We start from the raw sequence: 26,662 nt of genomic DNA, 5'->3' as shown, positions 1-26,662 counted from the left end.
CGCCAGCGCCCGTCAGCTCCAGTCGTCCATGTCGTGCTTGATCTTGTGCCTGTTGGCGATCAGTTCGTCCACCGAGGGCTCGTTGTTCAGCGCACGCCGGATGGCGAGCTTGGTCGCCTCGTAGTTGGTGCGGTACATGTCCTTCTTGTCGAAGTTCGGGTCCTTCGCGCAGCGCGGGTCGATCCACACCAGGCTGATGATGCACAGCTCGTTGGCGATGTCCTTGGGGATGACGCCCTCGATCAGGCAATCGACCACCGCATCGGCGGTGGCGCCCTGCACCACCCCGCCGAACAGGTCGATGTTGGCCATGTCCTTCAGCGTCACCTTCGGCACGATGATGGTGGCCGGCCGCACGAGCTGGTTGCAGGCGCGGATGGCGAACATCGCGGTGTGGCCCTTGGTCTGCGCCATCATGTTGGCGAAGGCCTGCCCCACCGGACCGTCGGTTCGCCCGATCAGGATCTCAGGCATGGCGTCGGTGAACTGGCCTTCGGCCGCGAACACGGTGGCTTCACCGGCATGGAACACGTACTTGTCGGACATCGATCGAACTCCAGGAGGAAAACGGCGCAGCGCAGGACGCGCTCGCCAGAAGAATCAGCACACGGTGATCAGCTCGCCTTTGCCGCCTGCGGCCAGGTCGCCCAGATGGCGCTCGATGCGCCGCTTCGGCAGCTGGGCAAAGGGCCCGCCGTGGCGGGCCAGATCGCGTGACAGGAGCTGCCAGAACACCAGGGCATCGGCCACCGCGGGCACGAAGGTGGGTGGCGGTGGCATCGGCGGGCCGTCGGAGGCCAGCACCAAACTGCCGCGGCGCATGCCGTAGCCCAGGTGGGCACCGGCCGTGCCCCCCAGCGCAATGGTGCCGGCCACCATCCGCGAGGCCAGGAAATCGCCGGCATGGCCGAACACGACGGCCGTGCCGCGCCGCATGCGGTCGCCGAATCGTGCCCCGGCGTTGCCAGCGACCACCAAGGTGCCGCCGCGCATGCCGTCCATGCTGCCGGGCAGCGTGCTGGCGGCAAAATCGCCCACGTCGCCGTCCACCGTGAGGCGACCGCCAGCCATCTCGCAGGCCGCCAGCAGGCCGGCGTGGCCGCGGACGTGCAGCGTGCCCGACGTCATGCCGGCGCCCGCATAGTGGCCCACGCTGCCGTCTACCACGAGCTGCCCCCCGGCCATCTGCCAGCCGACGCGGTCGCAGCACGAGAGGTCGCCTTCGAGGCGCAGCGTGTCATCTGCGCCGGGCTGCAGCGAAAAGAACTCGCCCAGCGGCAGTGTCCGGTTGCCATGGCCAATCGGCAGGCGCTCGACGTCGGCCGCGGTCAACGCTGCCAGTGCCGTGGGCGTGAGCCCGGTCAGGTCGAGCCGCAGGGCGGGCGGCTGTCGGAGGATGAGGCGCCAACCGCTCATGCGTCACCTCCATCGCCCAGCAGCTTGCGCAAGTGGAAGTGGAAGGGGCCGAGCTTGCCGCCGTAGTTGCCGGCCGAGATGCGCAGCAGCCCCCCGGCGGCGCCGATCGCGATGCCGGCCTGCATGCCCACGCGCATGGCGGCGCCCACGTCGGCTTCGGTCAATCCGTCGATCACGATCTCCATCACGCAGCGCGTCTGGGGTGTCAGCTCGGTCTTGTCGACCAGGCCGATCAGGCTGGGGCAGAAGGCGTCGTTGGTCGAGGCCCCGAGCGCCAGGTACTTGCTGCCCACCTTCGATCCCGAGCGCACCACGCCGCCCGGGAAAGGCATGATCACGTTCGGCAGCGTCTTCATCGCCGCCACGGCGGCCTCGGCCACCGCGAGCGCGCTGTCGGTGTCGCGGCACAGCAGCAGCAGATTGCCACCGCCCACGCCCTTGACCACCGCCGTGGTCTCCTGGGCGACGAACTCGCCGTCCATCACCGGGATGCGCCAGTAGCGCACGCCGGCGATGAGCTTGGAGATCTGCCAGCCGTCACCGAAGAAGCGCAGGTTCTTGCCCAGCGGGATGGCCTCGCCCTCGTGCAGGCCGGCGAACACCGCCGTGGTCGGGCAGGTCAGCACGCATTGGCCGACACGGCGCTCCACCTGCTTGGCGAGTTCCTTGCCCGACATCGAGAAGATGAGCAGGCTCACGCCGGGCCGACCGTCGGGCGTCTGGTCGGCCTCGAGTTCGCGCTCGATGCCAGCCTCGCAGCCGCAGGCGATGACCGAGGTGGCGAAGCCGGTAGCGGCCACGGCCGCGTGGCGCGCCCAGGCCAGGGTGTGGGCGGTGACGACGAGTCGCGTGGCCTTCATCGGAAAGGCCTCGGCGAAGCTGTCGTCGACCAGCACGCCGTTGCGGACCAGCGTGGGGACCATCGACTCGCTCATGTTGCCGCGCCTTCGAAGCACGCCGCCGGCAGCAGGCGACCACCGTTGCAGCACTGGCACAGCTCGTCGCGGCCGATGGCCACGTGGTCGAAGCGGATCGCCCCATGGTCCTGCCAGTGGCGGCGCAGAGTCTTCTCGATCGCGGGGTCGAAGCCGGGCTCGACGAAGTGCGTGCCGCCCACCGGCGTGGCCATGACGCGGCCGGCGCGCGCGACCAGGGTGCCGTCCTTGAACACGTGCTCGGGGGTGCGGAACATCGCCTCGCGGTCGGCATCCTCACGGTACACCGCGATGTCGGCGGCGGCGCCGACGCCGAGCTGGCCGCGGTCGGTCAGCCCCAGCAGCCGCGCCGGCGCGGCGCGGGTCATCACGGCGATCTCGTCCAGCGACAGCTCCCGCGTGATCGACCGCAGGGCGCTGTTCGCCGCCACCTCGGGGTGCAGCTTGGCGAGTTGCTCGTTGCGGAAGTCGCGGTTCATCAGCAGCTTGATCAGGTGCGGGTAGCTGGTGAACGGGCCGCCATTCGGGTGGTCGGTGGTCAGCACCACCTGCCAGGGGTTGCGCACCAGCAGGAAGACCTCGAGGCCGATGGTCCACTGCAGCGCGTTCACGAAGCTCTGCTCGCGATAGCGGAACGGCACCACGCCGCAGCCGGCCATGCCCTCGATGTCGGCACCGACCCATTTGCGCGGATTGGCCAGGCCCGATTGGGCGTACTGGCGCATCGTGTCGCCCGAGGCCGTGACGGTCTGCCCGAACATGACCTGCCCGACGTCGATGCTGATCTGCGGGTTCGCATTGACCGCCTCGGCCAGTTGCACGGCAGCCGACGAGAACTTCTTCGGCCCCTCCTTGCCGTAGGCATGGAACTGGATGTGGGTGAAGTGCGCCGGCAGGCCCTCGAGTGCGGCGATGGTCTCGAGCGTGGACTCGATGTTGCCCGCCACGCCCAGGTTGCTGCCATGGATGTGCAGCGGGTGCGGCACGCCCAGTTCGCGCAGTGCGCGCGCGAGCGTGTGCACCACCTGGCGCGGCGTCACCTGCCAGTGCACATGCGGCTCGTTCACGTCGAGCTTGCGCTGGTTGAACTTGAAGGCCGAGATGCCGCCCGGGTTGACGACCTTCACCCCCATCGCCTTGCTGGCACCGATGGTCCACGCGGTGTAGTCGCGCAACTGCGAGAAGTTGCTGCCCTGGGGCCCGCCCTCGGCAAGCAGCTGCAGGAACAGCTCGTCGTTGCCGAGCATCACGTAGGCGCCGTGGTCGAGGATGGGCACGTCGCCCATCTCCATGTGCGCATGGCGGGCGTTGCTGGGCACCATCGCGGGCTCGAACGCCGAGGTGTAGCCCATCTCGACGTAGCGGTAACCGGTGGCCAGCGTGCCCGGCGCGCAGCTGCCGCACGAGGCCAGCTCGAGCGGATTGCCCGGCGGCGCGATCGGGTTTGCGCCGCTGCGGTGGTCTTCGGCCATCAGCATGCGCGCCAGGTTGACCTTGCCACCGCCGATGTGAGTGTGCATGTCGATGCCGCCCGCCATCACGACACAGCCGGTGGCATCGATCTCGTCGTCGAAGGGCTCGCCGGCCATCGGCGCCACGATGCGGCCGTCGCGCACGGCCACGTCCCGCCGTTGGCCCGTCGCATGGTGGACCGGATCGACCACCAGGCCGCCCCGCAGCAGGAGGCTGTTCATGCCGTGGTCCTTTCAGCCTGGGAGATCGCCGCCATCAGGCGCCCGGCGACCTCGGCCACCGTGGGCAGGTGGTCGCTGAACACGCGGTTCAAGGGCATCAGCACCGTGCCGTCGGTGCGGAAGAGGTGGCCATCGCTGCCGATGCCGGGCGTGGTCACCGGGATGAACACCGTGGGTCCGTCGCTGCGCAGGCAGCGCGAGGCCATGCCCGGCGGACCCAGCACGACCATGGGCAAGGCGTTCGCCGGTGGGGCGGCCGTGGCGTCGAAGCTGGACACCCACAGCAAGGCGTCGACGGCTCCGTCGGCGAGCAGCCGGCCGGCATCGAACAGCAGCGGCTCGTGTTCCAGCCCGCGCGGCCCGAGCCGCGAGCGCAGCGGCAGGCCCGACAGCCACGCGAACACCTGGTTCGCCGTGGCCACGCCGTTGCCGCCACCGATCCACAGCGCGGCAGCGCGCGTGCTGCGATTGAGGCTGCCGACGATCTGGTGCACCGCCTCGACGACGAGTGCGCCGTTGGCCGGCAGCCGAGGCGGCGAGCCCACGAGCACGCCATAGCGCGCTCCCCGCAAGGTGGCAGCCAACTGCTGCAGCGCTGGCGGCGCGGCCGGCAGGCTGCGTCCGGACACCAGCACGGCCAGTTGCGACACGGTGTCGAACAGGTCGCCATCCAACGGGACCGCCTCCACCTGCACCCCGCCCTGCCCTGCCCAGGCCTCGAGCAAGGCCTGGCAGCCCGACGAGGGCCCGAGCACGACCACGCGGCGCTGCGGCACCTGGGCATCGCCGATGCCGCACCGCAGCCCGATCAACGGCGCCACATCCGCCGGCACGCCGCCGATGAAGACGATCACGTCGGCCCGCGTGCGCACCTCGGACAGCGTGGCGGTGAACTGCCCTCGGTCCTGCAGCGCCCTCAGGCCATGCATCAGCGCCGCGCCGCCCAGCGGCTCGCAGATGGCGCCGGTGGCGCAGGCCAGCGGGTACAGCGCGCGCGCGCCGGCCACGTCGGTGCCCAGGCCGCCGAACAGCGGTTGCCGGCTGGCCCGCAGCAGGCCTTCGGCCGCCTGCAGGGCCGAATCCAGGCTGCAAGGCTGGCCGTCGATCGACGGCGTGGCGGCCGAAGGACGCTCGTTGAACTGGGCCAGTGCCGCACTCGCCCGCACGCATGCACCGCCTTGCAGGGTCAGTGTCTGCGAGGTGGTGTCGACGGCCACACCAAGGTGGTCGCAGGCCAGGGGGCAAAAGGGGCAGGTCCAGGGGCTGTCGCCGGCCGACGGCAGCGCGAAGGTTTCTGTCATGAAGGGCCCCTGACGCAAGCGATGTGCCACGCCAGCCTCACCAGTGGCCGAGGTGCGCACTCGGGCCGCAGAAGCCAGAACCGAGACACAGTGTCGCGGCCGCTGTGGCACAAGTGGCGGAGCAAGGGCCCGCGGCTGCCGCTGTGGCGCCTGTGGGGCGATGGCACGAATCGTGATGCTCGCCGGGCCATGCGAATGCGATCTGCCCTGCGAAGGCCTCAGCCCGACACCCGGGCCAGCCGACCGTCGTGCAAGGCGCTGGCCACCAGCCAGGCGCCGGCACCGGCCTGGGCCGCGCGATCGAGGTCGGCCGCATCGCGGATGCCGCCGGCCCCGATGGCGAAGACGCCCGGGGATTTGCGGCGCACGTCGGCCAAGGTGTCCAGGTCGGGGCCGGCGTCGGAACCGACCCGTTCGAGCGTCATCACGATCACCCGGGCGGGCCACAGCTCGGGCGCGTCCCAGCAGCCGGCGGCGTCGAGCCGCTGGCCATCGCGTCGGTCGAGCGACAGCACGCCATCGCGCCCCGCAGGATGGGCGGCGTCGGCAAAGCAGCGTTGCAGTTCGGCGCGGGAGTCGAGCGATTCGCTGGCGAAGACCGGCACCACCCGTGCGCCATCGGCACCCAGGGCGTCGCGCAGGCGCCTGGCCGCCTCGGCACTGGCGAATCCGGCGTCGAGCCAGATCTCGGTGGCCGGCAAGGCGCGCAGCAGATCCTGCAGCACGGACACCTGGGTCACCCGGCCAAGCAGCGCATCGAGATCGGCGATGTACAGCAGCGGCGACGCGCAGTGGTCGCACAGCACCGAGGCCACGTCCACGGGGACGCTGCCCCGGCACAGCGTCGATTCGATCGGCCGATAGCTTTGACGGTTGCCGCGTACCGCACGCACCACCTGACCGTGCATGAGGTCAATCACAGGAATGAGGATCATGTCGTTGGCACGGGTCTGCACGAGGATGGCGACGGTCCGGAAGGAGCGCGCTTGGGGATTATGACGACCACGTCTGCCGGTGGGCCCGGCCGTGCGGCACCCTGCCGATGGGGCGCCCGATGACCGACCGCACCGCACCGCCGGTGATCGGCTGGGACATTGGCGGCGCCCACGTCAAGGCGTGCCTGCTTCGGCAAGGCCGGGTGGTCGACGTGGCGCAATGGGCCTGCCCGTTGTGGCAAGGCCTGGATCGACTGTCGCCGGTGCTGGACGCGGCGCGGCAGCGCTGGCCCGAACTGTCGGCCGCCGATCACGCCGTGACCATGACCGGCGAAATGGTGGACCTGTTCCCGCACCGCGAGATGGGCGTGCAGCGCATCGCCGAGGCGCTGTCGAACGCATTGCAGGACGGGCCCGACCGCCCGCCTGGCACGGTGCGCTTCTATGCCGGCGATGCCGGCTGGTGCCGTCCGGACGAGGTCCGGGCCCATTGGGAGGCGATCGCATCGGCCAACTGGCTGGCCACGGCACGGCACTGCGCGCAGCACTTCCGTCACGGGCAAGGGGAAGGCCTGCTCGTGGACATCGGCAGCACCACCACCGACCTGATCGCCTTTAAGGCGGGACAGGTGGCCACCGCCTGTCGCACCGACGCACAGCGCCTGGCCAGCGGCGAGCTGGTGTACCACGGCGTGGTGCGCACCCCGCTGTGCGCGCTGGCCCGGCGCATCGACTGGCAGGACGTGCCGCACAACGTCATGAACGAGTTCTTCGCCACCACCGCCGACGTCTACAGGCTCACCGGCGAACTGGCGCCGGCGCACGACCAGCACCCCGCGGCGGACGGCGCCTCGAAGGACCTGCCGTCCAGCCGCCAGCGCCTGGCGCGGATGATCGGCCTCGATGCGCGGGACGCGTCACCGGAAGACTGGCGCGCCTTTGCTGGCGCTTGGCGCAGCGCCCAGGTGGGCGAACTGGCGGGCCAGGTGCGGCGGGTGATGGCGCAGCATGGGCTCGGGCCCGATGCCACGATCGTCTCGGCGGGTTGCGGCGATTTCCTGGTTCACGACGTGATGGCGGTGGCCATCGATGGCCCGGCCCGCCCCGGCATCGTCGCCTACGGCACGCAAGTGGCGCCCGTGGCGGCCGATGCGTTCGGTGGCCGCGACGCTGTCCAACGCTGGGCCCAGGTCTGCGCGCCCAGCGTGGCGGTGGCCGCCCAGCGGCATGAGGGCCAACGCTGATGTGGATCGTCAAGATCGGCGGCAGCCTGGCCACGCATGCGATGCTGCCGGCCTGGCTGGATCTGCTGTCGCAATGCGGGGGTGGCCGTGTCACCGTGGTGTGCGGCGGCGGCGGCTTTGCCGACGAGGCCAGGCGCGCGCAGGCGCACTGGGATTTCAACGACCTCAGTGCCCACAACATGGCGGTGCTGGCGATGGCGCAGATGGCCTACCTGGTGCATGCGCTGAACCCCGCCCTGCAACTGACGCGCAGCAAGGCCGACATCCGCCGCGTGCTGCACAACGGCCAGACCGCGTTGTGGCTACCGTTCGAACTGCAGCGCGACCAGGCCGACCCCAACACCAACTGGGACGTCACCTCGGACAGCATCGCACTGGAACTGGCGCGGCGGCTCAACGCCGAGCGACTGGTCGTGGTCAAGTCGTGCACCATCGACCCGGTGGCCAGCCTGGCCCAGTTGACCGAGGCGGGCGTGCTCGACCGGCGCTTTGCGGCGCTGTCGGTTGGGGTGTCGTTCCCGATCGAGATCGTCCATCACGACGATCTGAGCCGAATCCGCTCGATGCTGATCGGCGAGGTGCGTCAGATCGGTGGTTGAAGGTTCTGCCCTGTCGGCGCCCACCAGCGCCGCGGGCTCATGCGCCGACGGCCAGGGCCGGCTGCTCCCGCATCTGCCGGGCCAGGACCTGCAGCCGGTGCGGGTCGAGCGTCGAACTGCGGTCGCCCGCACACACGGCACTTCGGAACCCTGCGAAGTCCGGTTGCAGCGACTTCAGCCGGGCCTCGTCGGCGAGCCGAAGCGCTCCGGCCAGCCCGACCAGAGCGCCGCTCGCGCGCACCATGTCGACGAATCGGCGCAGGTCGGCCATCGGCAGCACGTCGAACAGGCTGCCGCACAGCTTGTCCGCCGTGTCGACCATCAGGGCCGGAAAGCCCTGCGTGCAGGCCCGCGCCACCTCGTCGAAGTCCAGGCCCTGGTCGGCGATGAACACCGGCACGACGGGTCGGCCGCAGTCGGCCAAGGCGTCCAGCACGGCGCGGGCCTCGGGCCGGCGCTCGATGCCCACCTTGACGTAGTCGACACCGCATGCGCCCACCGCCTGCACACAGGCGGCGATGCGGGCCGCCTCGTGCATCGGCACATCGCCGATCGTGGCGCTGATCTCGCCGGCGACGCCGCGCGCTCGCAATGCGCCGACGATCTCGCGGATGGTCGCCGTGGGCAGGCCACCCAGCGCGCCCTGGCCGGGTTCCTTCAGGTCGATGAAGTCGGCGCCGCCGCTGGAGGCTACCAGGGCCTCGTCGACGCTTCGCACGCTGATCAGCAATTTCATGGCTCGGGATCCGATTCCGGTTCAGGGGGATGGTGGGCTGGCACGGTGACGGGCGATGGCGTCGTGCAGCCAACCCCAGGCCTCGCGCTCCTCGGGGCCGGCGGTCTTGTCGATGGCGATCTGCAGGTAGGCCATCTCGCTGTCGACCTTCTCGGGCGGCAGCATGCGCAACCGGCTGACCAGCACGGCGCCTTCGATGACCGCGGCCTGGGCCCGGTTGAAGCCGAGGAAATCGGCGTGGACGGCTTCGTGCGCACGCGCCATGCACAGCACCGGCCGCTGGACGTCGTCGATGCGTTCGGCCAGCGTCAACTCGACATGCCGCAATGCGCAGGCCAGGCGCACCCCGCGGATGGCCTGCGCAGGCAGCGTGGGCCACTCGCGACGGCCGGTCACGCAGCCGGCGAAGACGCGCGTGTCGGTCAGCAGGTTGAGCACGGCTTGGCCGGTGGCGACGATGTTGTCGTGCGTGGTCGATGGCTTGAACGGCATCAGCACGACCTGGTCGCCCCGGTAGCGCACGCCCATCGGCGCCACGTGCGGCCGCCCATCCGGCGACAGGGTCGTCACCACCGTCTCGTAGATCACGTCGTTCATCGGGTAGGTTCTTTGCGACCCGAACCATGAGCCAGGGGCGTGCCAGGGGCGCACCACGCGTCCAGGTCGGGGTCGGTACGGTCCACGGCGCATCCCCAGGTCAACGGCTGGTCCTGCACGTAGCGCTTGCCCAGTTGCAGGGCGATCTCGGCGCGCGCGAGTTCGACGCCCATGTAGAACGCGTGGCCGGCGTCGTCCTCCAGCCCCAGTTGCGGCCAAAGCTCGAAGGCGCCCTGCCCCAGGCGCAGGCCGTCGCGGTTGTAGACGTGCACCCCGTCGCCGGACACCTGGATGCGGAAGTTCGGGTCGCGCACCTGAGCCGCCGTGGCCGCGATCTCCTCGGGTGTGTCGGGGAACGGGTACCTGGCATGCACCGTGTTCAAGGCATCGCTCAAGCCCTTCGGCAAGGTGCGGTGGCGGTGGGCGGCGTGCATGATGCGCCGGGCCCAGTCGGCCTCCTTCACCGCGCGCCGGGCGTGCGGGCTGACCTGCGTGGTCAACACCGCGGCCACGTCAAGTTCGGCGCACAGGCCGAACAGCAGCGCGTTGATGCCGCTGGTGTCCGCCTCGGTCAGCTCCGTGAGGTTGCCCACGCCCATCATGATCGGCACCTGGGGGAAACGCTCTCGCAAGCGGTGATATCGCACGATCGACGCGGCCAGACCGAAAGGAATCGGGTCGAGGATGGCGTCGGCCAGGAACGGCCGGCCCTCGCCCTGCATCGTCTCGATGGCCTCGCACAGCGACGCCTCGTCGTCCGGACTTCGCCCGATCAGCACCGGCACCGACGCCACCTCTCTGGCGACCCACAAGGTGTCCACTGTCAGGCTGAGCAGGAAGTCGGCGCCGGCCTGGCCACCGCGCAGCAGTTCCTGCGGGTCCATCGAATCGACGCTGACGCGCAATCCCTCGGCCTTGAGCGCCCGCACGCTGTCGGCCAGGTGCTCGAACGCGGTGTCGGGCAGGCAGCCCAGGTCGATGACGTTGGCGCCGTCCGACTGCAGCGCCCGTGCCCGTTCGACGATCTGCGCCACGCTCAGCCGCGGCGCATCGACGATCTCGCTGAAGATCTGCACCCGGTAGTCGTCCAGCGCGATCGGCTTGGCGGCCCGGCTGAAGAAGCGCGGCAGGTCCTTCAGGTCTTCGGGACCGCGCTGCACCGTGACGCCGAGGTGGCTCGACAGCCCGTCGACATCGCCGCGGCATCGCCCGGGCACGATGACCCGGTCGATCCGCCGCGGGGCGCCCTCCCCGGCGGTGTTCACCGGTGCGTTCACCGGATGCGGCAGGCGACGCCGGACCATGTCGGCGGTCATCAGCGCCGCCACCTGCAGACCCAGGTCGCGCACCTCCCAGGTGAACGGCGCCGGCTCGAGCCCGGACAGCACCCGTTCCAGACTCGGCTGCGCCAGGTGGCCGGTCAGGAAGAGGATGTGTTCCATGCGAGCGAGAGTTCCTTCAGCCGCGCCTCGAGCACGGCCTCGAGTTCGGCTGGCGACGCGACGACATGGCAGTGGTCGATGCTGCGCAGGCGCTCGACGTTGTCGAGTTCGATGCGCCGCGGCCGCAGCGTCACCCAGTCGTGTGGCGACTTGGTGACCACCACCGGCTCGGTGTCGCACGCAAAGACGATGCCCGGGATGCCCAGCTTGCCCGCCTGCGCGAACATGTTGGTAGGCAAGGTGTCGCTGATGCCGAAGGCGCACTTGGCCACGGTGTTGCTGGTGGCCGGCGCCACGATCACGGTGTGATAGACATCGTCGTACAGCATGCCCACCGGCACGCCGCTGGCCGTCTTGTCGCGGAACACGCGAAAGCGCGACCGCAGGTCGTCGAGCGTCTGCTGGTAGATCTCCAGCACCTCTTCGCCTGCGCTCGACAGGAACAGGTCGACATCGGGCAGGCGCGCCGCCAGTGCCATCGATTCGTCCAGGAAATGCCCGGAGCCGGTGACGCACCACGCAAAGCGCGAACGGGGTGGCGAGTCGTCGGCCATGGTGGCGTCGTCTGGATCTGGCGAGACGTTGTCGCCGCGCCCCCGTCTGGCAGCGACCTCAGTGCCCCTGCTCGGGGTGCGAGATCTGGATGTGGAGCTTGTGCAGCTTGCGGTAGAGGGTGTTGCGGCTGACATCGAGCGCCTTGGCGACATTGCTCACGTTCCAGCGGTGCTGTTCGAGCATCTGCAACAGCACCTGTCGCTCGTTGGCCCGGATCGGGTTGAGTTTGACAGGGCAGTCCGCATCCGACAGGGGGGCGAACTCCGAAGCCGATGGGGTGAGGTCTGCCACATGGATGGCCGACGAGGATGCGGCCTGCATGGGGGGGCGCGCCGACGAGGCCTGCATCGCCGTCAGCGTGGGCAGGTGCTCGCAGGTGATCACGTTGCCGTCGGCCAAGGCCGCCGCCGTGCGCAGCACATGCCCCAGCTGGCGGATGTTGCCGGGCCAGGCATGGTCGAGCAGCGCTCGCTCGGCGTCGGGGCTCAGCACGGAACCCGTGCCGCCTTCTGCCGACAGCACGGCACGGATCAGGGCGCGCTTGTCGCTGCGGTCGCGCAGCGGTGGCAACTGCACCTCGATGCCGGCCAGACGGTAGAACAGGTCTTCGCGGAACCGGCCATCGCGCACCAGCGTCGGCAGGTGGCCATGGCTGGCGCTGATGAGCTGGAAATCCACCGAGTGCGTTTCCTCGGTGCCCAGCGGCGTGACGCGACGCTCGTCGAGCACACGCAGCAAGCGCGCCTGCAGCTCGAAGGGCATGTCGGCGATCTCGTCGAGGAACAGCGTGCCGCCGTTGGCCTGCAGGATCTTGCCTCGGCGGCCAGTGCGCTGCGCGCCGGTGAAGGCGCCGGCTCGGTAGCCGAAGAGTTCGGACTCGATCAGGCTCTCGGGCAGGCTGGCGCAGTTGATGGCGATGAACTCGCCCGCGGCATGCGGGCTGGCGTCGTGCAGCGCTCGGGCGAAGACCTCCTTGCCCGAGCCTGTTTCACCGCACAGCAGCACAGGCGTGCGGCGCGCGATCACCCGGCGGGCCATGTCGAACTGGGCGGCCAGGCGCGGGTCCTCGAAGGTGGCCACCGTCGGTGCGAGCCGCGGTGCCGTCGGCCGTGCCGCCGGCCTCGGCGTGGCGGGCATCGGCCCGCCCCCCATCATCGGGAGACCCGCCGGCGCGTCGGCGTCAGCGGCCGGGCGGCGCGCCACGGCAAAGAAACGGGACGCAGCGTTGGCACGATAGGTCACGACCGGATGGAAGGAGGAAGAGGCGCTGCGCTGCAGCATGTCCGCCAGCGAGGTCTGGAAGACCTCCTCGATGGGGCGGAGGCGGATGTCGTCCATCGACTGCAGGCCGAGCTGGAACAGCGCGCTGCGGTTGGCGGCGAGGATGCGGCCATCGTCACCGACGGCCAGCTTGCCTTCGTGCAGCGTGTAGACGAACTCGGGGCGGCTGTGGAAATGCAGCGGATGCGCATTGCGGAACTGCTTGTCGATGAGGCGGTTCTCGATCATGCGAGCGGTCATGCCGAGCAGCACCAGCAGGTGCTGCTGCATCAAGGCCGATCGGCTGGACACATCCAGCACCGCGACGATCTGGCCGGAGGGGTCGAACACCGGCACGGCCGAGCAGGTGAGCTGCTTGAACTGGGTGTAGAAATGGTCCTCGCGCCGCACCGACACCGGGCTGGCCGCGAACAGGCAGGTGCCCATGCCGTTGGTACCGGCCGCGCTTTCGCTCCAGATGCCGCCGGCACACATGCCGAGCGGCTCGACCTCGGCCGCGAACTCGGGCGACGACACCAGGTGGATGATCACGCCGTCGGTGTCGGTCAGCACCACGGCGGACTCGTTGTCGCCCAGTTGCTGGTACAGCGTGGTCATCTCGTAGCGCGCGCAGTCGATGACGTCGGCCCGGCGAGCGCGTCGCTCTTCGAGCGCGGCGCGGTTGAGCACGGTCGGCTCCCGCGGCTTGTCGGGGTGCAACTGGTACTCGTTCAGGCACCGGCTCCAGGACCGCGAGACCAGGTCATTGGCCTGGCCGTTGAAGCCGACCTGCACGATGTCCAGGACATGGTCGGCGTGCCGATCGGCGTGCGGTCCCGAGCGTGGCAGCGTCAGCGCCATCGATGTCTCCAATTTGCAGCGGCCGCCATGGTTGGCAGCATCCTGTCATTCTGTGGCGCCGTGGCCCCCCGCGCACCCGGGTGAAACACGGGTGGCACGGCCAGTGACAGGTTCCCTCGAATCGTGGCCTGGATTTTGCACCCGGGCTCCCGCGCCGTTGAATGCTACAACCAGACCGCAGACCGAGTCTGCACAGGAGACCTCCTTGCCCACCAGCCTGCCGACCCACCTGCCCGTGCACGCCACCCATGCCGAGCCGGCTGCCGCTCGCATGGACCTGATCTTCATCGAGGGCTTCATCGGCGAGACCGTCATCGGCATCCACGAGTCCGAACTGCACAAACCGCAGCCGGTGGTCATCGACGTGCAGGCGGGCGTGCAGCGGGCACGGGCCTGCGACACCGACCGCATCCACGACACCATCGACTACAGCGTGGTCTGCGAACGGCTGCGGCGGCTCCTGGTCGAGCACCGGCTGCAGTTGCTGGAGGCCTTCGCCGAGACCGTGGCCACGATCCTGATCGACGAGTTCGGCGCCAGCTGGGTGCGCGTCAAGGTGGTCAAGCCGAAGAAGTTCAGCGACGTCAGCGCCGTGGGCGTGCAGATCGAGCGTGTTCGACCGATCGCGGACACCCCATCGGCCCGCGGTGGCGCTGCGGTGTTGCGGCTCATCGGATCGGGCATGGTGCCCGGCACCCACTGACCGGCTGTGCGCCCTGCCCGGCGCATCGACCGACCGAACGGCCCTGAAACGACAACGCGCCACCCGGTTGCCCGGTGTGGCGCGCCTGCATCAGCCGAGGCCGAACATGCCGCCCAGGGGCGGCACGCGGGGCATCAGTTGGCTGCGAACGGGTGGCTCGCTGAGCCCTTCTTGGCAACGACTTCGGCGGCGGTGGGCGAACCCGACACGGCGCGCTTGATCGACTCCTTGACGGCCTGGTAGTTGTAGTCCTGGATCTTCTTGTCGTCTTCGGCCAGCCAGTGGATGAAGACGCCAACGCAGATGAACAGGTTGTCGGCTTCGGCGACCGGGATGGTGCCGTCCTCGACGCAGTCGGCCACGGCCATGGCCACGCCGCGCTGGGCTGGCCCGAACATCTGGACGGCCTGCTTGGCACCCTTGATCGTGACCTTGTTGAACATCACGGTGGCGGGCTTGGTCAGCAGGTTGGGTGCGACCACGGCCAGCAGCGAGGTGAAGCCGTCCTTGTTGTTGGTCAAGGCGTTCGCGAACGCCGACTCGGCGGGCGAGCCGCGCGGTCCGATGATCAGGTCGATGTGCGCCACTTCGTTGCCGTCACCGACGAGCGACTCTCCAACCATCATGCGATCAATCTTTGCCATGGATTCTGTTCTCCTGTAGTGCGTTCTGGGGGAATCTCGACACCGGCTGGAAGTGCCAATGCGAGACGGTGACTATCACGATCCGTGCCATCGTGGCTCGAAAGGTCGATTGCCGCACGGCGGCCGGGGTTCGGGCCTCAAGATGGCGCCAGGCAGCCGGCCAGCATCAATGTGGCCACGGTGAGGTCTGCACTGGTGCCGGGGTTGATGCGCTGCGCCTTCAGGCTGGCGTCCCAGTCGGAGAAACCCGAGGCCTCGTCGAGCGGCCCATCGGTCGCCGCTCGGTCCAGCCAGCGCTGCGCCGCAGCCATGACATTGTGTGCCACGGCCTCGCCGTGAATTCGAACAATGTGTGAATCGGGCCAGCGGGCCAGGCAGGTGAGGTACAGGCGCTGGACGGCCGGCGCCAGGTGGCTGGCCGCGTCCTGCACGGCCAGCGCGTTCATCAGTGAGAACCCTGACCCCAGGGCGGGAAGCCCCACCTCGAAGAGGTCTGCGAAGCCGTCGCGGTACTGGCGCGCGATGCTGTCGCGGTGCGCGGCCAGTGCCATGGCCGCGCGCAGGTCCACGCTCGGCGCCTGGCGCACGTCCTCGTCGGGGGCCGAGCCCAGGCCGCCCGGGGTGGCTCGGGCGATGGCGCGATAGGCGGAGCGCGCATCGGCGAGGTCGAGACCGGCCAGCGCCGATTCGACCGACTCCCGCAGCGCCGATGCACAGAGGGCACCCGACAGCGTCTCGATGGCCCGGGCGATGGGGGCGCACAGCAGCAGGATGCCCAGGTTGGTGTTGCAGCCCGCCACGGCCCAGGTGGCGTTGACCGCCGCCTCGATCCGATCGCCCACCCGGGCACCGTGCGCGAACATCGGACCGGCGGCGGCCCGGGCGCTGGCGACGAACTGCTCGGCCTGCATGCCATGGCCCGGCGAGAAGCGGCTGACGTTGCCGGGCTTGCGCACCTCGACGTCGAGTTCGCAGGCGCGCAGGAAGCTGGCCCTGGCCCGGTCGACCAAGCTCATGCGCGCCGCGAACGCTCAGCGTCTGCCGCCCTGACCGCACCGGCGAGCTTGCGGTCCAGCAGATCGTCGACGATGGCCCGGGCGATGTTGAAGCCGGTCACGCGCTGCAGGCCCTGCCAGGCGGCAACGCCGTTGACCTCGATGACCTGGATGCCGGGTGTCGCGGCACCCGAGGCACGGGCCGCCACGGGCATCAGGTCGACGCCCGCATAGTCCATGCCCAGCGCCCGTGCCGCCGCCTCGGCCAGCTGCGCCAGCTCGGGCGTCAGTGTCTCGGGCTCGCACCGGGCGCCCTGCGCCAGGTTGTGGACCCAATGCGCACTGACCCGCCGCATGGCGGTGACCGCGCGGCCGCCCACCACCAGCACCCGCCAATCGAAACCCGGCGTGTCGGCCGGCGGCAGGAAGCGTTGCAGGTAGGCCAGCGAGCCGTAGACCTTGTCGATCGGCGGCAGCGGATGGTGCACGCCGTCCACATGGCCGACCCGTTGCAGCCCCTTGCCTTGCGAACCGAACAGGGGCTTGAGCACCAGAGCATGCCCCGCCGCGGCCTCGCGCATCACGATGCGCTGCGCCTGTGCAAACGACTCGGTCGCCCAGGTGGGCGGGGTCGGGATGCCTGCGGCATGCAGCAGCAGGCTGGTCATCGACTTGTCGACGCTGCGCTCGATGGCCCGGGCGTCGTTGTAGACCGGCACGCCCAGTTCGCGCAGCGCGTGCAGCACGCCCAGGCGCTTGGTGACCTGCTCGAAGCTGCCACCGGCGATGCCGCGCACCAGCGCCGCGTCGGGCAGGTCGCGGCCGAAGCCCGGGATGACCAGGCCATGCCACGACGCGCCGGTGTCGATGCGGCAATCGGCCAGGTCGACGCAGCGGCCAATGCCGCCCCGCTCGCGCAGCGCCGCCTGCAGCTGGCGCGTGTGCCAGCCGGTTTCGTCGGTCATGATGGCCACGGTGGGTCGCGGCATCAGGCCTCCTTCAGCCAGGCGGCGGTGAGCAGCGCCATGTCGAGCGCTCCGGCGTGCCAGGTGTGGCCGCTGTCGAGGTTGGCAACCCACACCTCTGCCGGCGCGAACAACGCGCCGTCGATCTGGTAGAAGTCGTAGCCGACATCCTTGAAGATGTCGGCGAACGAGCGTCCGAAGTCGCGCGAGTTGCGCGACGGCAGGGCTTTGGCCAGCCCCCGAGCCGCCTCGTCGTCGCCTCGCACTGTCAGGCAGACGCGACCGCCATACAGGATGGCATCGTTGGTGCGGCCCATGGCCTGCACGCCATCGGGGCTGGGCGCGGGCAGTGGTGCAGTCGCGCTGCCACCGACGATGTGGCCCAGGTCAAAGCCCAGTTCGTGCGCCTTGTGCAAGGCCACCTCGAGCACCCGCGCCACCACCTGCGTGGTGCCGGCCAGGCTGGTCGTCGGCGTGAGGATCAGCGTCAACGCCTCGGCCGGCAGGCCGCAGTCGCGCAGCAGCTTGTCGATGATCACCCGCGGCGGCGGTCGATCGACCTCGAGCACCAGCACGCCGGCGTCGGCGCGGTCGTGGTAGCCGAGCTCGCCGAACAGCTTCTCCTTGGCAGCCAGCGCACGTGCCGGGCCGGAGCCCAGCGAAAAGAACTTCTTGCCGCCGGTTTCCTCCTTGCTGGCGGACAGGCTCCAGCCGGCGTACTGGCTGCCCAGGCAGGCCAGCACCGGCTGGGCGCTGGCCACCTCGAGCCAGCTGGGCCAGCCGTCCTGCACGCCGCTGCGCAGCCGCACCTGGCCCAGCCCGCCCATGCAGATCTCGCCGATCAGCAGGCCGGCCTCCACGCTGCCGCCGGCCTCGATGCCGGCGTCGACGATGCAGGCCCCGGATGGGTCGCGGACGACGTGCAGGTTCAGGCGGTCTGCCTCGGCCAGCAGCTGCGCGACCAGCGGTCGGGCGAGCGCATTGACGCTGAGGCTGCAGTTCGCCAGGGGTGGCGTCGGGGTGGTCATCGGAGGGTCTCCAGGCAAGCCAGTGCGGCCTCTCGGCCGCGTTCGAGCGATGCGCGCACGGCCTCGGCGCTGGGGCCGCTGGCGCTCACGCTGCACAAGGGGTCATGGGAGTCGAAGCGGGCGTGCGCCGAGGGCAGATCATGGCACCCCGGCAAATGCGCAAGCCGGTGGGCGGCCGCGGCATCGAGCTGCAAGGCAGCGGGCGCGAACACGATCTGCGTGCCCTTGACGATGCCGCGCGGGCCCTGTGACGGCGCCACGGGCAGTTCATCGTGCAGGCAGGCGCGCAGGTGCGCTGCGATGGGTCCGGGCGATGGTGTGCCCTGCTGCCGGCCGTAGAGGTCCATGCTGGCCGGCGGGCGGGGGTTGACTTCGAGCACCGCGAAGTCGTCGCCGTCGAGCAGGAAGTCCAGGCTGCCGAGGCCGCGCAGGCCGAAGACCGACGCGATCCTGCGAACGGCCTGCTCGATCCGGTGCGCCACACCGTCGGGCAGCGGCACCGGGCCGACCACGCCGCCGTAGACATGCGGTCGATCGCCCATGCGCTGCACGATCAGTTCGTTGAACCCGAGCACGCAGGCGTCGGTGCCGTTGGCGATGAAGGTGGCCGACATCGATCGCCCCGGCATCTCGCGCTGGAGATAGTGGCCCTTGTCGGGGGCGACTGGGGCGCTGGCCTCGCCCGCGGCGGCGGCACGCCGGATGTGCCAGCCCCCACAGCCGGCGGCGTCCTTGATCAGCCACCCTTGGCCGTCGGCAGGGGCCGACCAGCTCACCTCAGGATGGCCAATGCCCTCGGCATCGAGCATGCCGAAGAACTGGCGCGGATCGCGCACGCGCCGCACCGCCTCGGGCGCGGTGCCGATCAACGGCAACACCGCGTCGCCCCGCTGCAGCAGTTCGGGCTGGCCCTCGAAGCCGCTGCCGGCGATCCAGCCGATGGCGCCGCCGGCGCGCGCCAGGCTGTCCAGCGCTGCGAGCGTCGCGTCGGCATCGATGTGCAGGCTGCCCGGCCGACCGATCGGCAGCCACTGTGCGCACGAACTGCGCGTGTCCACGTCGCCGAACAGGTCGAGCGCGACGACCTCGAAGCCGTCGTCACGCGCCTGCTCGGCCAGCACCCGCGCGGAGACGGCCGCCACCACCAGGACAGCCATCGCGCGGGGCCGCCTCAGGCGGACTTGGCCGCGTCCTTGGCGGCCTCTTCGGCCAGCACCTCGCGGGCCACCGCAAAGGCCTCGGCGAAGCTCAGCACCACGGCCTTCTCGGCCTGCTGCATGCGCACCAGCAGGCGGTGCTGGGTCTGGTACTTGACGTTGCCCACGGCCAATGCACCGATGCCCACCGCCGACATGCCCGGCAGCGGCTTGCGGTTGTCCATCGCGTCGACCCCGGCGATGCCGGCCGGCGGCACCGCATTGACATCGGCAGCCACCTTGAGGCGCTGCGCGGCACCGAGCGCCTCGGCCGAGACGACCTGCACGCCGGCCGCCGCGCAGGCCAGCAGGATGTCGGCCTGGCCGATGGACGCGCGCACGGCCGCTGGATCGCCGCCCGACAGGCCGTGGATCGTCACGCCGAAGCGCTTGCCCGTCTCGGCCGCTGCGGCCTCGGCCGCGTCGATGCCGTTGCGGCTGGACAGGAAGACCTCGGCGCCTGCCTGCGCGGCGATGACGCCGGCGATGCGCCCCACCGGCCCCGTGCCGCCCAGGATCACGACGCGCTGCCCCTCCAGGCCCAGGCCGGTGCTGCGCTTCAACGCGGCCTCGACGCAGGCCACCATGGCCGCAGCCGTGGTGTAGGCACCGCTCGGGTCGGCCATCACCGACACGACGAAGGGCTTGACCATCGCCGCCTTCGATTGTTCCACCATGTCGGCCGCCATCAGCGCATCGCGCCCGCCGATGAAGATGCCGGTGCGGGCCACCCCCTTCGGGCCCCGCGAGAAGATGGTGTCCTGGGTCAGGCCGGCGATGCCATCGACGCCCACCTCGCAGTAAGGCACGATGATCTGGTAACCGGCGTCGGCCGCCATGTTGATGTCGAACGGGCTCATCTGGCGGCCCGGGGTGAACATGTGCAGGATGTATGGACGTTCCATGGGCCCTCGGCGTGGTGTGGAGTGTTCTGTCGTGGCGATGCAGCCGCTTGCCGCTCAGCGTGCGGCGGCGGCCTGACGGCGGTCGATGATGGAGGCGCCGGTGCGGCGCGCGGACACGATGTCGATGGTCAGGTGGGGAGCCACCATCTGCGCCGCATGGGCCGCCCGCACCAGCGCGTCGGCCCGGTCTTGCGACGCCACGATGGCAAAGCCTGTCGGCCCCCAGGAGCTTTGTCCGATCGCGACGGCCGCGTCGTCGTCGTGCAAGGTGCCGACGGCGTGCAGGGGCGCAGCCGATGCGAGCCATTCGATCAGGCGCCCGACCGCGGGGCTGGTGAAGACGCCGCCGCCCTGCGCCGGCGCGAAGTGCTCGCCCAGCACCCGCTGGATGCGCGTGATGCCGCTGGCGAAGGGTGCGAATTCGCCCGAGGCCGCACCGGGCAGCACCCGCATCAGCACCTGGTGGCAGATGTCCGCCGCCAGCGCCTGCGGCAAGGGCGGGATGCTGGCGATGGCCGAACGCTCAGCCGCACCGGACAAGCCCCGGTGCCCGCTGTCCTGCACCACCACCACGCGCCATGCGGCAGGCAATGCGATGCGCGAGAGCACCGACGCGGGTGCGCCGTCATTGCCCGGGCCGCCATCGACGAGCAGCCCCCCTTGGTCGAATCCGGCGATGCCGATGCCCGATCGCACGCCACGACCCAGCCACTGCGCCAACCGGGGGGTGGCGATGTCGAGCCGATGCCACTGCGCGAAGGCGCGGCCGATCGCCAAGGCCAGTTGGGTGCCGGAGCCGAAGCCCGCATGGGCCGGCAGCACGCGCACCAGGCGCAGGTGCAGTGGGTCGGGTCGGCCGCTGTGGCGTTGCAGTTCGTGCAGGTGGGCGGCTGCGCGCTCGACCTCGGCGCGCTCGGCCGGGCCGGTGGCGCTGATGCGAGGGGCCTGCGAGTCGCACAGTTCGACCTCGGTCTCGAACCCGTCGATCACCAGTCCGAGGCTGCCGAAACGGCGCCCCAGCGTGCCGGCGGGATCGAGAAAGCCCAGGTGCAGGCGGCCCGGTGCGCGGATCGACACGCGGGCGGTCGGTTCTGCGCAAAGGGTCTCGAGGCTGCTGGCGGGTGAATCCATCATGCGGTGGGCGGGCGATTCAAAGTCGGTCTGCTCTGACAAAGCAAGCCCTGTTCCCCCGCCGTCGCGCCAGCACGAACTCGGCAATCCGCAGGGCAGCCCGGTCGCGCTGTCTCGACTTGGGGACAATCTGTCATCGCGCGGCGGCCGCGCGGGCGCGCCGCGTCAGTCGTACTTGATGTACTTGAAGCGAGCGTCGTCTGGCGTGCCTTCGAGGGCCGAGCCTTCGGTGGCGCCGGGCTGCCACATCACCACGTCCTCGATCTTGCGGGCCAGTTCGAAGTCCTTCTCGGTGATGCCCTTGGCAGCGTGGTTCATCAGCTTCACGGTGACGAAGGCATAGGACACGGTCAGGTCCGGGTGGTGCCAGGCCGCCTCGGCCAGATGGCCGACGGCGTTGACCACCATCAAGGTGCCCTTCCAGCCGCTCGTCTTGTACTTGCGGCGGATCCAGCCGTCCTCGAAGGTCCATTTCGGCAACTCGTCGGCCAGCCTCGCGCCGATCTCGTCGGCGGTGAACACCTCGTCCTTCGACTTCCTTCGCCATCCTGGCATGCCGCATCCTTTCGTGTGGGTGGGCCCGGTATCACGGCAACGGTCCAATGGCAGGCCATCGCGCTTTGTCGGCCGGGTCAGTGCCCGTAGTTCGGGTTGCGCTCGCGCTTCTCGGCCATGTCGCGCACCAGGAAACGCACCGCACGTGTCCACGATACGTCGTCGTTGCCGCGCAGGTCGACCGACTTGCTGAACACCACTGTTTGCGTGTCGACGTTGAGGATCTGCACGTTGAGGTTCAGGATCAGTTCGCTCACCTTCTGCACCCACGTGGCCATCACCAGGTCCACACCCAGCAACTGGCCGACCTGGACGGCGCAGTCGTCGCAGCGGTACAGGTACTCCTGCTGCGAGCGCAGCTTGTCCTGCAAGGCGAACGACGGTGCAGGGTCGACCACGCGATACAGGTTCCGCTCGGCCAACTCGCGCTGAAGCTGCGCCGTGGCATTGCGCAGGCGCACCACCTGCGCGGCTTTGGTGGCAGGGTTGTTGTGGTCGTCGAGCAATTCGAACTCGAGCACCGCCAGGCTTCGCGTCGTCGGCGCCGTCTGGGCGGGGGTGGGCTGTTGCGCCAGCGCCGGCCAGGCGATCGCCATGCCGAGTCCACAGATCAATGCGCGCAGTGTTCGCATCCCGTTCGTCCCAGTCTGTTCAGTGAATCGATCATGGCCCAGGGCGTCATCCACACCTGATGCGTCCTCGAGGGCTTCTTGGTTTGCACGACTCACCCTGACAACAGTGCGCCGTGAGGTAGTCCAGCAAGGCCTGCATCTCACCGATCTCGGGCCGGTAGATCAGGCTGCGGCCGTCCCGCTCCTGTGACACCAACCGGGCATGCATCAGTTCCTTCAGGTGAAAGGACAGTGTGGACGCGGGCACGTCCAGCGTGGCGGACAGCGCACCCGGCGTCATGCCTTGCGGGCCGGCACCGACCAGCGCGCGAAAGACCCGCAGCCGCATGCCCTGCGCCAGGGCGGCCAGGGACACCACGGCAGCCTTCTCGTCCATGCCCACCTTTCAGGCCCCTGCCGGCTGCGCCGGCACGGGGCCGAAGTACCGTCGCTGGAACCACAGGGCGATGTTGACCAGGAAGATCATCACGGGAACCTCGACCAAGGGCCCGATGACCGCCGCAAAGGCGGCCCCCGAGTTGATGCCGTACACCGCGATGGCCACGGCAATGGCCAGTTCGAAGTTGTTGCTGGCGGCGGTGAAGGACAGCGTCACGCTCTTCTCGTAGTTGGCTCCCAGGCGCTTGCTCATGAAGAACGAGAACACGAACATCACCAGAAAGTAGATCAGCAGCGGGATCGCGATGCGCACCACATCGAACGGGATGCTGATGATGAGCTTGCCCTTGAGGCTGAACATCACGACGATCGTGAAGAGCAAGGCGAACAGGGTGATCGGCCCGATCTTCGGCACGAAGCGGGTGTGGTACCACTCCTTGCTGACGAAGCGCAGCATGACCACGCGGGTCAGCACGCCGGCGATGCAGGGAATGCCGAGGTAGATGAAGACGCTCTCGGCGATCTGCCCGATGGAGATGTCGATCACCGAACCCGACAGGCCGAACAACGGCGGCAACACCGTGATGAACAGCCAGGCATAGACGCTGAAGAACAGCACCTGGAAGATCGAGTTGAACGCCACCAGGCCCGCGGCGTACTCGGTGGATCCCTTGGCCAGTTCGTTCCACACGATGACCATCGCGATGCAACGCGCCAGGCCGATCATGATCAGGCCGACCATGTATTCGGGCTTGTCGTTCAGGAAGATGATCGCCAGCGCGAACATCAGGATCGGCCCGACGATCCAGTTCTGCACCAGGGACAGGCCGAGCACCTTCTTGTCCCTGAAGACGTCCGGCAACTCCTCGTAGCGGACCTTGGCAAACGGCGGGTACATCATCAGCATCAGACCCACCGCAATGGGCAGGTTGGTCGTGCCGACCTGGAAGCTGTTGATGAAGGCCTCGGTGCCGGGCACGAAGTAGCCCAGACACACGCCGAGCGCCATGGCGGCGAAGATCCAGACCGTCAGGTATCGGTCGAGGAAGGACAGTTTCTTGGTGACGGCACTCATCGTGCAACTCCGGTCAGCGCTTCCAGGCAGGCAGCCACACCGACGGGCTCAAGGCGCATTGGCAGGCTCGAAATTCTCATGAATGTGGAAATATGGGATCGATCGAGCCCTGCGGCGTTGACAGTGGTCACACCATCCCGCCTGACAGCGCCACTCGCGGTGCCACGTCCATCGAGTCAACGCATGCCGATGTTCCGGGGCATGGGTCAGTTCGCACCTGTTGGCGACCCAGGGGCCTCCTGCGGGCCCGTCACCGCCACCTTGTCGGGCAGCGCCAGTGTGATCAGCCAGCAGGCGATGAGCATGGCCGCAGAGCCGCTCAGTGAGAAGAGCAGCCCACCCCATTGGTACAGCAGGCCCGACATCAAGGTGCCGAAGAAGCGCCCCAAGGCATTCGCGGCGTAGTAGAAGCCCACGTCCTCGGCGGCCTTTTCCGAGCCAGCGTAGGCCAGGATCAGGTACGAGTGCACCGATGAATTGACGGCGAAGGCAAACCCGAACAATCCCAACCCACCGACCACAGCCCACTCGAGATGCGGAACCTTCAATGCCACGACCACGGCCAGCGCGACCGGCACCACGGCCAGCACGGCCGACCACAGCCGGGCGGCGGGCACCTCGGTGCTCAGGCCATCGGCACTGCGGCGCACCAGCGCCGGCGCCAGGGCCTGCACCAGGCCATAGCCGATGGTCCAGGCGGCGAGGAAGCCACCCACCATCGTGAACGTCCAGCCCGAGGCATACAGAAACACCGGCACACCGACGACAAACCAGACATCGCGGGCCCCGAACAGTGCCACCCGGGCGGCCGCGAGCAGATTGATGCCGCGGTTCTTGGCGAACAGTTCCTTGGCCGATTTGGACGCCTTGCTCTTGCCCATCAGCGGAGGCACGAAGGCCACCACACCGCCCAGCACGATGGCCAGCAAGCCGGCCATGCTCCACAGCGAGGCCTGAAACCCGAGGCGATCCAGCAGCAGGCCCCCGAGAAAGAAGCCCACGCCCTTCATCGCGTTCTTGCTGCCGGTGAACCATGCCACCCACTTGAACAGTTGGCCTGAGGCCGTGCTGGCCGTGAGCTTGATGGCCGACTTGCTGGCCGTCTTGGTGAGGTCCTTGGCCACGCCGCAGACGCCTTGCGACAGCACCACCCACGCCACCGACATCGTCACCGTCCAGTCGGGAGACAGCCGGGACAGCAGCAGGAAGCCGGTGATCTGCGTGCACAGCCCCACCGTCAGCATGCGCTGGATGCCAAAGCGCGTCGCGAGCCAGCCGCCGATGAGGTTGGCCACCACCCCCATCGCCTCGTACAGCAGGAACAGGAAGGCCAGCGTGAAAGGCGAATAGCCCAGCCTGTAGAAGTGCAGCAGCACCAGCATCCGCAGTGCGCCGTCGGTGAGCGTGAAGCCCCAGTACGCGGCGGTGACGATGGCGTAGTTGCGCGCACCGTTCGTGGTCGGTGCCGTGGCCACGTCGGTGGACCCGCCTGGGGTCGGCGGTGCAGACATGGTGCTCAGAGACCTTGCTCGTTCATGAGGCAGGCGAGGTCCACCATGCGGCAGGCATAGCCCATCTCGTTGTCGTACCAGGCGTAGACCTTGAGCATCGTGCCGTCGGTGACCATGGTCGACAGCGCGTCGACGATCGAACTGCGGGTGTCCCGGGCGTAATCGGCACTCACCAGGGGGCGGTCCTCGTAGCCGAGGATGCCCGCCAGCGGGCCCCGGGCCGCGGCGGAAAAGAGGCGGTTCACTTCCTCGGCGGTGGTCGGGCGCTGAAGTTCGAACACGCAATCGGTCAGTGACGCATTGAGCACCGGCGCGCGCACCGCATGGCCGTTGAGCTTGCCCGCCAGTTCGGGGTAGATCAGCGCGATGGCGGTGGCGCTGCCCGTGGTGGTGGGCGCCAGGCTCAACATCGCGCTGCGCGCACGGCGCAGGTCCTTGTGCGGCGCATCGACCATCAGGTTGGTGTTCGTGGGGTCGTGGATGGTGGTGATCTGCCCGTGGCGGATGCCCAGGGCCTCATGCACCACCTTCACCACCGGGGCCAGGCAGTTCGTGGTACAGGACGCTGCCGTGACGATCCGATGCACTTCGGGCCTGTACAGGTGGTCGTTGATCCCCACCACGATGTTGAGCACCTGGCCGACCTTCACGGGCGCGGCAACGATGACGCGCTTGGCCCCGCGGTCGAGATGTCCTTGTAAGGTCTCGGGCGTGAGGAACTTGCCCGTGCACTCGAGCACCAGGTCCACGCCCAGGTCGCCCCAGGGAATGTCGGCCGCACTGGCATGCGACGAGAAGCTCAACGCCCTGCCGGCCACTCGCAGGCCATCGTCGCCCTGGGCGGCGATGTCGGCACGCCAGCGCCCCTGGACACTGTCGAAGGTCAGCAGATGGGCCGTGGCCGCGGCGCCGCCCTTGATCTCGTTGAGGTGCACCACATCGAGCCGATTCCCGGCGCGGGGGTCGTCCGATGGACGCTCGGCAGCGCCAAAGGCGGCACGCAGTGCCAGGCGGCCAATGCGGCCCATTCCGTTGATGCCGACTCTCATGACGCTCCTTCAACTCTCTGTTCGACCCGATCGACCCGAGCATGATTCCAGCAGTGTCGAATTGTGGGCTGGCCGCATGACACTTCCGTGACTGCGTGGGCGGGGACCTTCGAGCTCGGCTTGGATGCCGCGCGCCGCCAAAGGACACGCAGAAAGCAAAAACGGACCCGAAGGCCCGTTGTTGCTGTACATCTGGCGGAGTCGGAGGGATTCGAACCCTCGATGCAGGTTTTGCCCACATACTCCCTTAGCAGGGGAGCACCTTCGGCCACTCGGTCACGACTCCAGTCAAGGCTGCGGATTCTAGCGCAGCCGGCACG

At 69.2% G+C, this 26,662-nt stretch carries 27 protein-coding genes and 1 tRNA gene; 3 read left to right on the top strand and 25 right to left on the bottom strand.

Translation table 11 applies throughout. The annotated features are described in order from the left end of the window. Positions 1-12: 12 nt before the first annotated feature. The 6 genes from fae (EOINJALH_RS14735) to EOINJALH_RS14710 form a co-directional block, all read right to left on the bottom strand. Positions 13-546, bottom strand: a complete 534-nt coding sequence (fae, locus tag EOINJALH_RS14735; protein WP_088281271.1) for a formaldehyde-activating enzyme — start codon at positions 544-546, stop codon at positions 13-15. Between the two features lie 54 nt (positions 547-600). Further along, entirely contained in the window at positions 601-1,416 is an 816-nt protein-coding gene (locus EOINJALH_RS14730) for a formylmethanofuran dehydrogenase subunit C (protein ID WP_088281269.1), read from the bottom strand. Beyond that, a complete protein-coding gene (gene fhcD, locus EOINJALH_RS14725) occupies positions 1,413-2,351 on the bottom strand; it encodes a formylmethanofuran--tetrahydromethanopterin N-formyltransferase (RefSeq protein WP_234413850.1) in 939 nt (312 codons plus the stop codon). The genes EOINJALH_RS14730 and fhcD overlap by 4 nt, the downstream gene beginning before the upstream one ends. Then, positions 2,348-4,045: a formylmethanofuran dehydrogenase subunit A gene (locus tag EOINJALH_RS14720; protein WP_088281267.1), complete on the bottom strand. Its 1,698-nt coding sequence runs from the start codon at positions 4,043-4,045 to the stop codon at positions 2,348-2,350. Before EOINJALH_RS14720 ends, fhcD begins: the two co-directional genes overlap by 4 nt. Next, positions 4,042-5,346, bottom strand: a complete 1,305-nt coding sequence (locus tag EOINJALH_RS14715) for a formylmethanofuran dehydrogenase (protein WP_088281264.1) — start codon at positions 5,344-5,346, stop codon at positions 4,042-4,044. Before EOINJALH_RS14715 ends, EOINJALH_RS14720 begins: the two co-directional genes overlap by 4 nt. Positions 5,347-5,564: 218 nt before the next feature. Continuing rightward, a complete protein-coding gene (locus EOINJALH_RS14710; protein ID WP_088281427.1) occupies positions 5,565-6,281 on the bottom strand; it encodes a HisA/HisF-related TIM barrel protein in 717 nt (238 codons plus the stop codon). Positions 6,282-6,400: 119 nt separating this feature from the next. Between EOINJALH_RS14710 and EOINJALH_RS14705 the strand changes: the two genes are divergently transcribed. Further along, a complete protein-coding gene (locus EOINJALH_RS14705) occupies positions 6,401-7,525 on the top strand; it encodes a hydantoinase/oxoprolinase family protein (RefSeq protein ID WP_088281262.1) in 1,125 nt (374 codons plus the stop codon). Then, positions 7,525-8,124 (top strand): aspartate kinase, encoded by a 600-nt coding sequence (locus EOINJALH_RS14700; protein WP_088281259.1) that lies wholly within the window; start codon positions 7,525-7,527, stop codon positions 8,122-8,124. The genes EOINJALH_RS14705 and EOINJALH_RS14700 overlap by 1 nt, the downstream gene beginning before the upstream one ends. A 37-nt stretch (positions 8,125-8,161) precedes the next feature. Here EOINJALH_RS14700 and EOINJALH_RS14695 read toward each other — a convergent pair whose 3' ends face one another. Genes EOINJALH_RS14695 through EOINJALH_RS14675 form a run of 5 tightly spaced genes read right to left on the bottom strand, consistent with a single transcriptional unit; the run spans position 8,162 to position 13,575 of the window. Continuing rightward, entirely contained in the window at positions 8,162-8,860 is a 699-nt protein-coding gene (locus EOINJALH_RS14695) for a (5-formylfuran-3-yl)methyl phosphate synthase (RefSeq protein WP_088281257.1), read from the bottom strand. Between the two features lie 21 nt (positions 8,861-8,881). Further along, positions 8,882-9,457: a DUF447 domain-containing protein gene (locus EOINJALH_RS14690; protein WP_088281255.1), complete on the bottom strand. Its 576-nt coding sequence runs from the start codon at positions 9,455-9,457 to the stop codon at positions 8,882-8,884. Continuing rightward, a complete protein-coding gene (locus EOINJALH_RS14685; protein WP_088281252.1) occupies positions 9,454-10,899 on the bottom strand; it encodes a DUF6513 domain-containing protein in 1,446 nt (481 codons plus the stop codon). Before EOINJALH_RS14685 ends, EOINJALH_RS14690 begins: the two co-directional genes overlap by 4 nt. Beyond that, complete coding sequence (locus EOINJALH_RS14680) at positions 10,878-11,453, bottom strand: flavoprotein (protein ID WP_088281249.1); 576 nt, start codon at positions 11,451-11,453, stop codon at positions 10,878-10,880. Before EOINJALH_RS14680 ends, EOINJALH_RS14685 begins: the two co-directional genes overlap by 22 nt. Before the next feature lie 58 nt (positions 11,454-11,511). Continuing rightward, positions 11,512-13,575: a sigma-54-dependent Fis family transcriptional regulator gene (locus EOINJALH_RS14675; RefSeq protein ID WP_088281246.1), complete on the bottom strand. Its 2,064-nt coding sequence runs from the start codon at positions 13,573-13,575 to the stop codon at positions 11,512-11,514. A gap of 271 nt (positions 13,576-13,846) precedes the next feature. Here EOINJALH_RS14675 and EOINJALH_RS14670 point away from each other — a divergent pair, with 271 nt between their 5' ends. Beyond that, positions 13,847-14,278 carry a dihydroneopterin aldolase gene (locus EOINJALH_RS14670; RefSeq protein ID WP_088281425.1) on the top strand — a complete coding sequence of 144 codons (432 nt, stop codon included), beginning with the start codon at positions 13,847-13,849 and terminating at the stop codon, positions 14,276-14,278. Between the two features lie 134 nt (positions 14,279-14,412). Here the strand turns inward: EOINJALH_RS14670 and fae (EOINJALH_RS14665) are convergent, their stop codons facing one another. The 14 genes from fae (EOINJALH_RS14665) to EOINJALH_RS14600 form a co-directional block, all read right to left on the bottom strand. Continuing rightward, a complete protein-coding gene (fae, locus tag EOINJALH_RS14665) occupies positions 14,413-14,922 on the bottom strand; it encodes a formaldehyde-activating enzyme (protein ID WP_088281244.1) in 510 nt (169 codons plus the stop codon). Between the two features lie 137 nt (positions 14,923-15,059). Continuing rightward, positions 15,060-15,938, bottom strand: coding sequence for a triphosphoribosyl-dephospho-CoA synthase (locus EOINJALH_RS14660; RefSeq protein WP_088281242.1), 879 nt, complete (start codon positions 15,936-15,938; stop codon positions 15,060-15,062). Next, positions 15,935-16,906 (bottom strand): RimK family alpha-L-glutamate ligase, encoded by a 972-nt coding sequence (locus EOINJALH_RS14655; RefSeq protein WP_088281239.1) that lies wholly within the window; start codon positions 16,904-16,906, stop codon positions 15,935-15,937. The genes EOINJALH_RS14660 and EOINJALH_RS14655 overlap by 4 nt, the downstream gene beginning before the upstream one ends. Continuing rightward, on the bottom strand, positions 16,906-17,910 hold the full coding sequence (mch, locus tag EOINJALH_RS14650) for a methenyltetrahydromethanopterin cyclohydrolase (protein WP_088281237.1): 1,005 nt from the start codon (positions 17,908-17,910) through the stop codon (positions 16,906-16,908). Before mch ends, EOINJALH_RS14655 begins: the two co-directional genes overlap by 1 nt. Beyond that, the gene (locus EOINJALH_RS14645; protein WP_088281235.1) at positions 17,907-19,067 is read right to left on the bottom strand and encodes an ATP-grasp domain-containing protein; all 1,161 of its coding nucleotides are present in this window, start codon (positions 19,065-19,067) and stop codon (positions 17,907-17,909) included. The genes mch and EOINJALH_RS14645 overlap by 4 nt, the downstream gene beginning before the upstream one ends. 14 nt (positions 19,068-19,081) lie before the next feature. Next, a complete protein-coding gene (locus tag EOINJALH_RS14640; protein WP_088281233.1) occupies positions 19,082-20,011 on the bottom strand; it encodes an NAD(P)-dependent methylenetetrahydromethanopterin dehydrogenase in 930 nt (309 codons plus the stop codon). A 54-nt stretch (positions 20,012-20,065) separates the two neighbouring features. Further along, entirely contained in the window at positions 20,066-21,145 is a 1,080-nt protein-coding gene (locus tag EOINJALH_RS14635) for a beta-ribofuranosylaminobenzene 5'-phosphate synthase family protein (RefSeq protein WP_310732308.1), read from the bottom strand. A 162-nt stretch (positions 21,146-21,307) separates the two neighbouring features. After that, complete coding sequence (locus tag EOINJALH_RS14630; RefSeq protein ID WP_088281231.1) at positions 21,308-21,697, bottom strand: 4a-hydroxytetrahydrobiopterin dehydratase; 390 nt, start codon at positions 21,695-21,697, stop codon at positions 21,308-21,310. Positions 21,698-21,774: 77 nt separating this feature from the next. Further along, a complete protein-coding gene (locus EOINJALH_RS14625) occupies positions 21,775-22,293 on the bottom strand; it encodes a DUF3280 domain-containing protein (protein ID WP_158219775.1) in 519 nt (172 codons plus the stop codon). A gap of 82 nt (positions 22,294-22,375) precedes the next feature. Further along, positions 22,376-22,705 (bottom strand): helix-turn-helix transcriptional regulator, encoded by a 330-nt coding sequence (locus EOINJALH_RS14620; protein ID WP_088281227.1) that lies wholly within the window; start codon positions 22,703-22,705, stop codon positions 22,376-22,378. A 9-nt stretch (positions 22,706-22,714) separates the two neighbouring features. Then, the gene (gene arsB, locus EOINJALH_RS14615; protein WP_088281225.1) at positions 22,715-23,782 is read right to left on the bottom strand and encodes an ACR3 family arsenite efflux transporter; all 1,068 of its coding nucleotides are present in this window, start codon (positions 23,780-23,782) and stop codon (positions 22,715-22,717) included. A gap of 206 nt (positions 23,783-23,988) precedes the next feature. Further along, positions 23,989-25,293, bottom strand: coding sequence for an organoarsenical effux MFS transporter ArsJ (arsJ, locus tag EOINJALH_RS14610; protein ID WP_088281223.1), 1,305 nt, complete (start codon positions 25,291-25,293; stop codon positions 23,989-23,991). Between the two features lie 5 nt (positions 25,294-25,298). Further along, positions 25,299-26,342: an ArsJ-associated glyceraldehyde-3-phosphate dehydrogenase gene (locus EOINJALH_RS14605; RefSeq protein WP_088281221.1), complete on the bottom strand. Its 1,044-nt coding sequence runs from the start codon at positions 26,340-26,342 to the stop codon at positions 25,299-25,301. 193 nt (positions 26,343-26,535) lie between these two features. After that, positions 26,536-26,628, bottom strand: a tRNA-Ser gene (locus EOINJALH_RS14600). Positions 26,629-26,662 lie beyond the last annotated feature (34 nt).

It is taken from the genome of Ideonella sp. A 288 (assembly GCF_002198735.1).
In the GTDB taxonomy this organism is placed as follows: domain Bacteria; phylum Pseudomonadota; class Gammaproteobacteria; order Burkholderiales; family Burkholderiaceae_C; genus Pseudaquabacterium.
This window is presented reverse-complemented; position numbering and strand designations above follow the sequence as displayed.

Coding starts and splice junctions, on each gene's coding strand:
- fae (WP_088281271.1), bottom strand. CDS start 546: ATGTCCGACAAGTACGTGTTCCATGCCGGTGAAGCCACCGTGTTCGCG.
- EOINJALH_RS14730 (WP_088281269.1), bottom strand. CDS start 1,416: ATGAGCGGTTGGCGCCTCATCCTCCGACAGCCGCCCGCCCTGCGGCTC.
- fhcD (WP_234413850.1), bottom strand. CDS start 2,351: ATGAGCGAGTCGATGGTCCCCACGCTGGTCCGCAACGGCGTGCTGGTC.
- EOINJALH_RS14720 (WP_088281267.1), bottom strand. CDS start 4,045: ATGAACAGCCTCCTGCTGCGGGGCGGCCTGGTGGTCGATCCGGTCCAC.
- EOINJALH_RS14715 (WP_088281264.1), bottom strand. CDS start 5,346: ATGACAGAAACCTTCGCGCTGCCGTCGGCCGGCGACAGCCCCTGGACC.
- EOINJALH_RS14710 (WP_088281427.1), bottom strand. CDS start 6,281: ATGATCCTCATTCCTGTGATTGACCTCATGCACGGTCAGGTGGTGCGT.
- EOINJALH_RS14705 (WP_088281262.1), top strand. CDS start 6,401: ATGACCGACCGCACCGCACCGCCGGTGATCGGCTGGGACATTGGCGGC.
- EOINJALH_RS14700 (WP_088281259.1), top strand. CDS start 7,525: ATGTGGATCGTCAAGATCGGCGGCAGCCTGGCCACGCATGCGATGCTG.
- EOINJALH_RS14695 (WP_088281257.1), bottom strand. CDS start 8,860: ATGAAATTGCTGATCAGCGTGCGAAGCGTCGACGAGGCCCTGGTAGCC.
- EOINJALH_RS14690 (WP_088281255.1), bottom strand. CDS start 9,457: ATGAACGACGTGATCTACGAGACGGTGGTGACGACCCTGTCGCCGGAT.
- EOINJALH_RS14685 (WP_088281252.1), bottom strand. CDS start 10,899: ATGGAACACATCCTCTTCCTGACCGGCCACCTGGCGCAGCCGAGTCTG.
- EOINJALH_RS14680 (WP_088281249.1), bottom strand. CDS start 11,453: ATGGCCGACGACTCGCCACCCCGTTCGCGCTTTGCGTGGTGCGTCACC.
- EOINJALH_RS14675 (WP_088281246.1), bottom strand. CDS start 13,575: ATGGCGCTGACGCTGCCACGCTCGGGACCGCACGCCGATCGGCACGCC.
- EOINJALH_RS14670 (WP_088281425.1), top strand. CDS start 13,847: ATGGACCTGATCTTCATCGAGGGCTTCATCGGCGAGACCGTCATCGGC.
- fae (WP_088281244.1), bottom strand. CDS start 14,922: ATGGCAAAGATTGATCGCATGATGGTTGGAGAGTCGCTCGTCGGTGAC.
- EOINJALH_RS14660 (WP_088281242.1), bottom strand. CDS start 15,938: ATGAGCTTGGTCGACCGGGCCAGGGCCAGCTTCCTGCGCGCCTGCGAA.
- EOINJALH_RS14655 (WP_088281239.1), bottom strand. CDS start 16,906: ATGCCGCGACCCACCGTGGCCATCATGACCGACGAAACCGGCTGGCAC.
- mch (WP_088281237.1), bottom strand. CDS start 17,910: ATGACCACCCCGACGCCACCCCTGGCGAACTGCAGCCTCAGCGTCAAT.
- EOINJALH_RS14645 (WP_088281235.1), bottom strand. CDS start 19,067: ATGGCTGTCCTGGTGGTGGCGGCCGTCTCCGCGCGGGTGCTGGCCGAG.
- EOINJALH_RS14640 (WP_088281233.1), bottom strand. CDS start 20,011: ATGGAACGTCCATACATCCTGCACATGTTCACCCCGGGCCGCCAGATG.
- EOINJALH_RS14635 (WP_310732308.1), bottom strand. CDS start 21,145: ATGATGGATTCACCCGCCAGCAGCCTCGAGACCCTTTGCGCAGAACCG.
- EOINJALH_RS14630 (WP_088281231.1), bottom strand. CDS start 21,697: ATGCCAGGATGGCGAAGGAAGTCGAAGGACGAGGTGTTCACCGCCGAC.
- EOINJALH_RS14625 (WP_158219775.1), bottom strand. CDS start 22,293: ATGGCGATCGCCTGGCCGGCGCTGGCGCAACAGCCCACCCCCGCCCAG.
- EOINJALH_RS14620 (WP_088281227.1), bottom strand. CDS start 22,705: ATGGACGAGAAGGCTGCCGTGGTGTCCCTGGCCGCCCTGGCGCAGGGC.
- arsB (WP_088281225.1), bottom strand. CDS start 23,782: ATGAGTGCCGTCACCAAGAAACTGTCCTTCCTCGACCGATACCTGACG.
- arsJ (WP_088281223.1), bottom strand. CDS start 25,293: ATGTCTGCACCGCCGACCCCAGGCGGGTCCACCGACGTGGCCACGGCA.
- EOINJALH_RS14605 (WP_088281221.1), bottom strand. CDS start 26,342: ATGAGAGTCGGCATCAACGGAATGGGCCGCATTGGCCGCCTGGCACTG.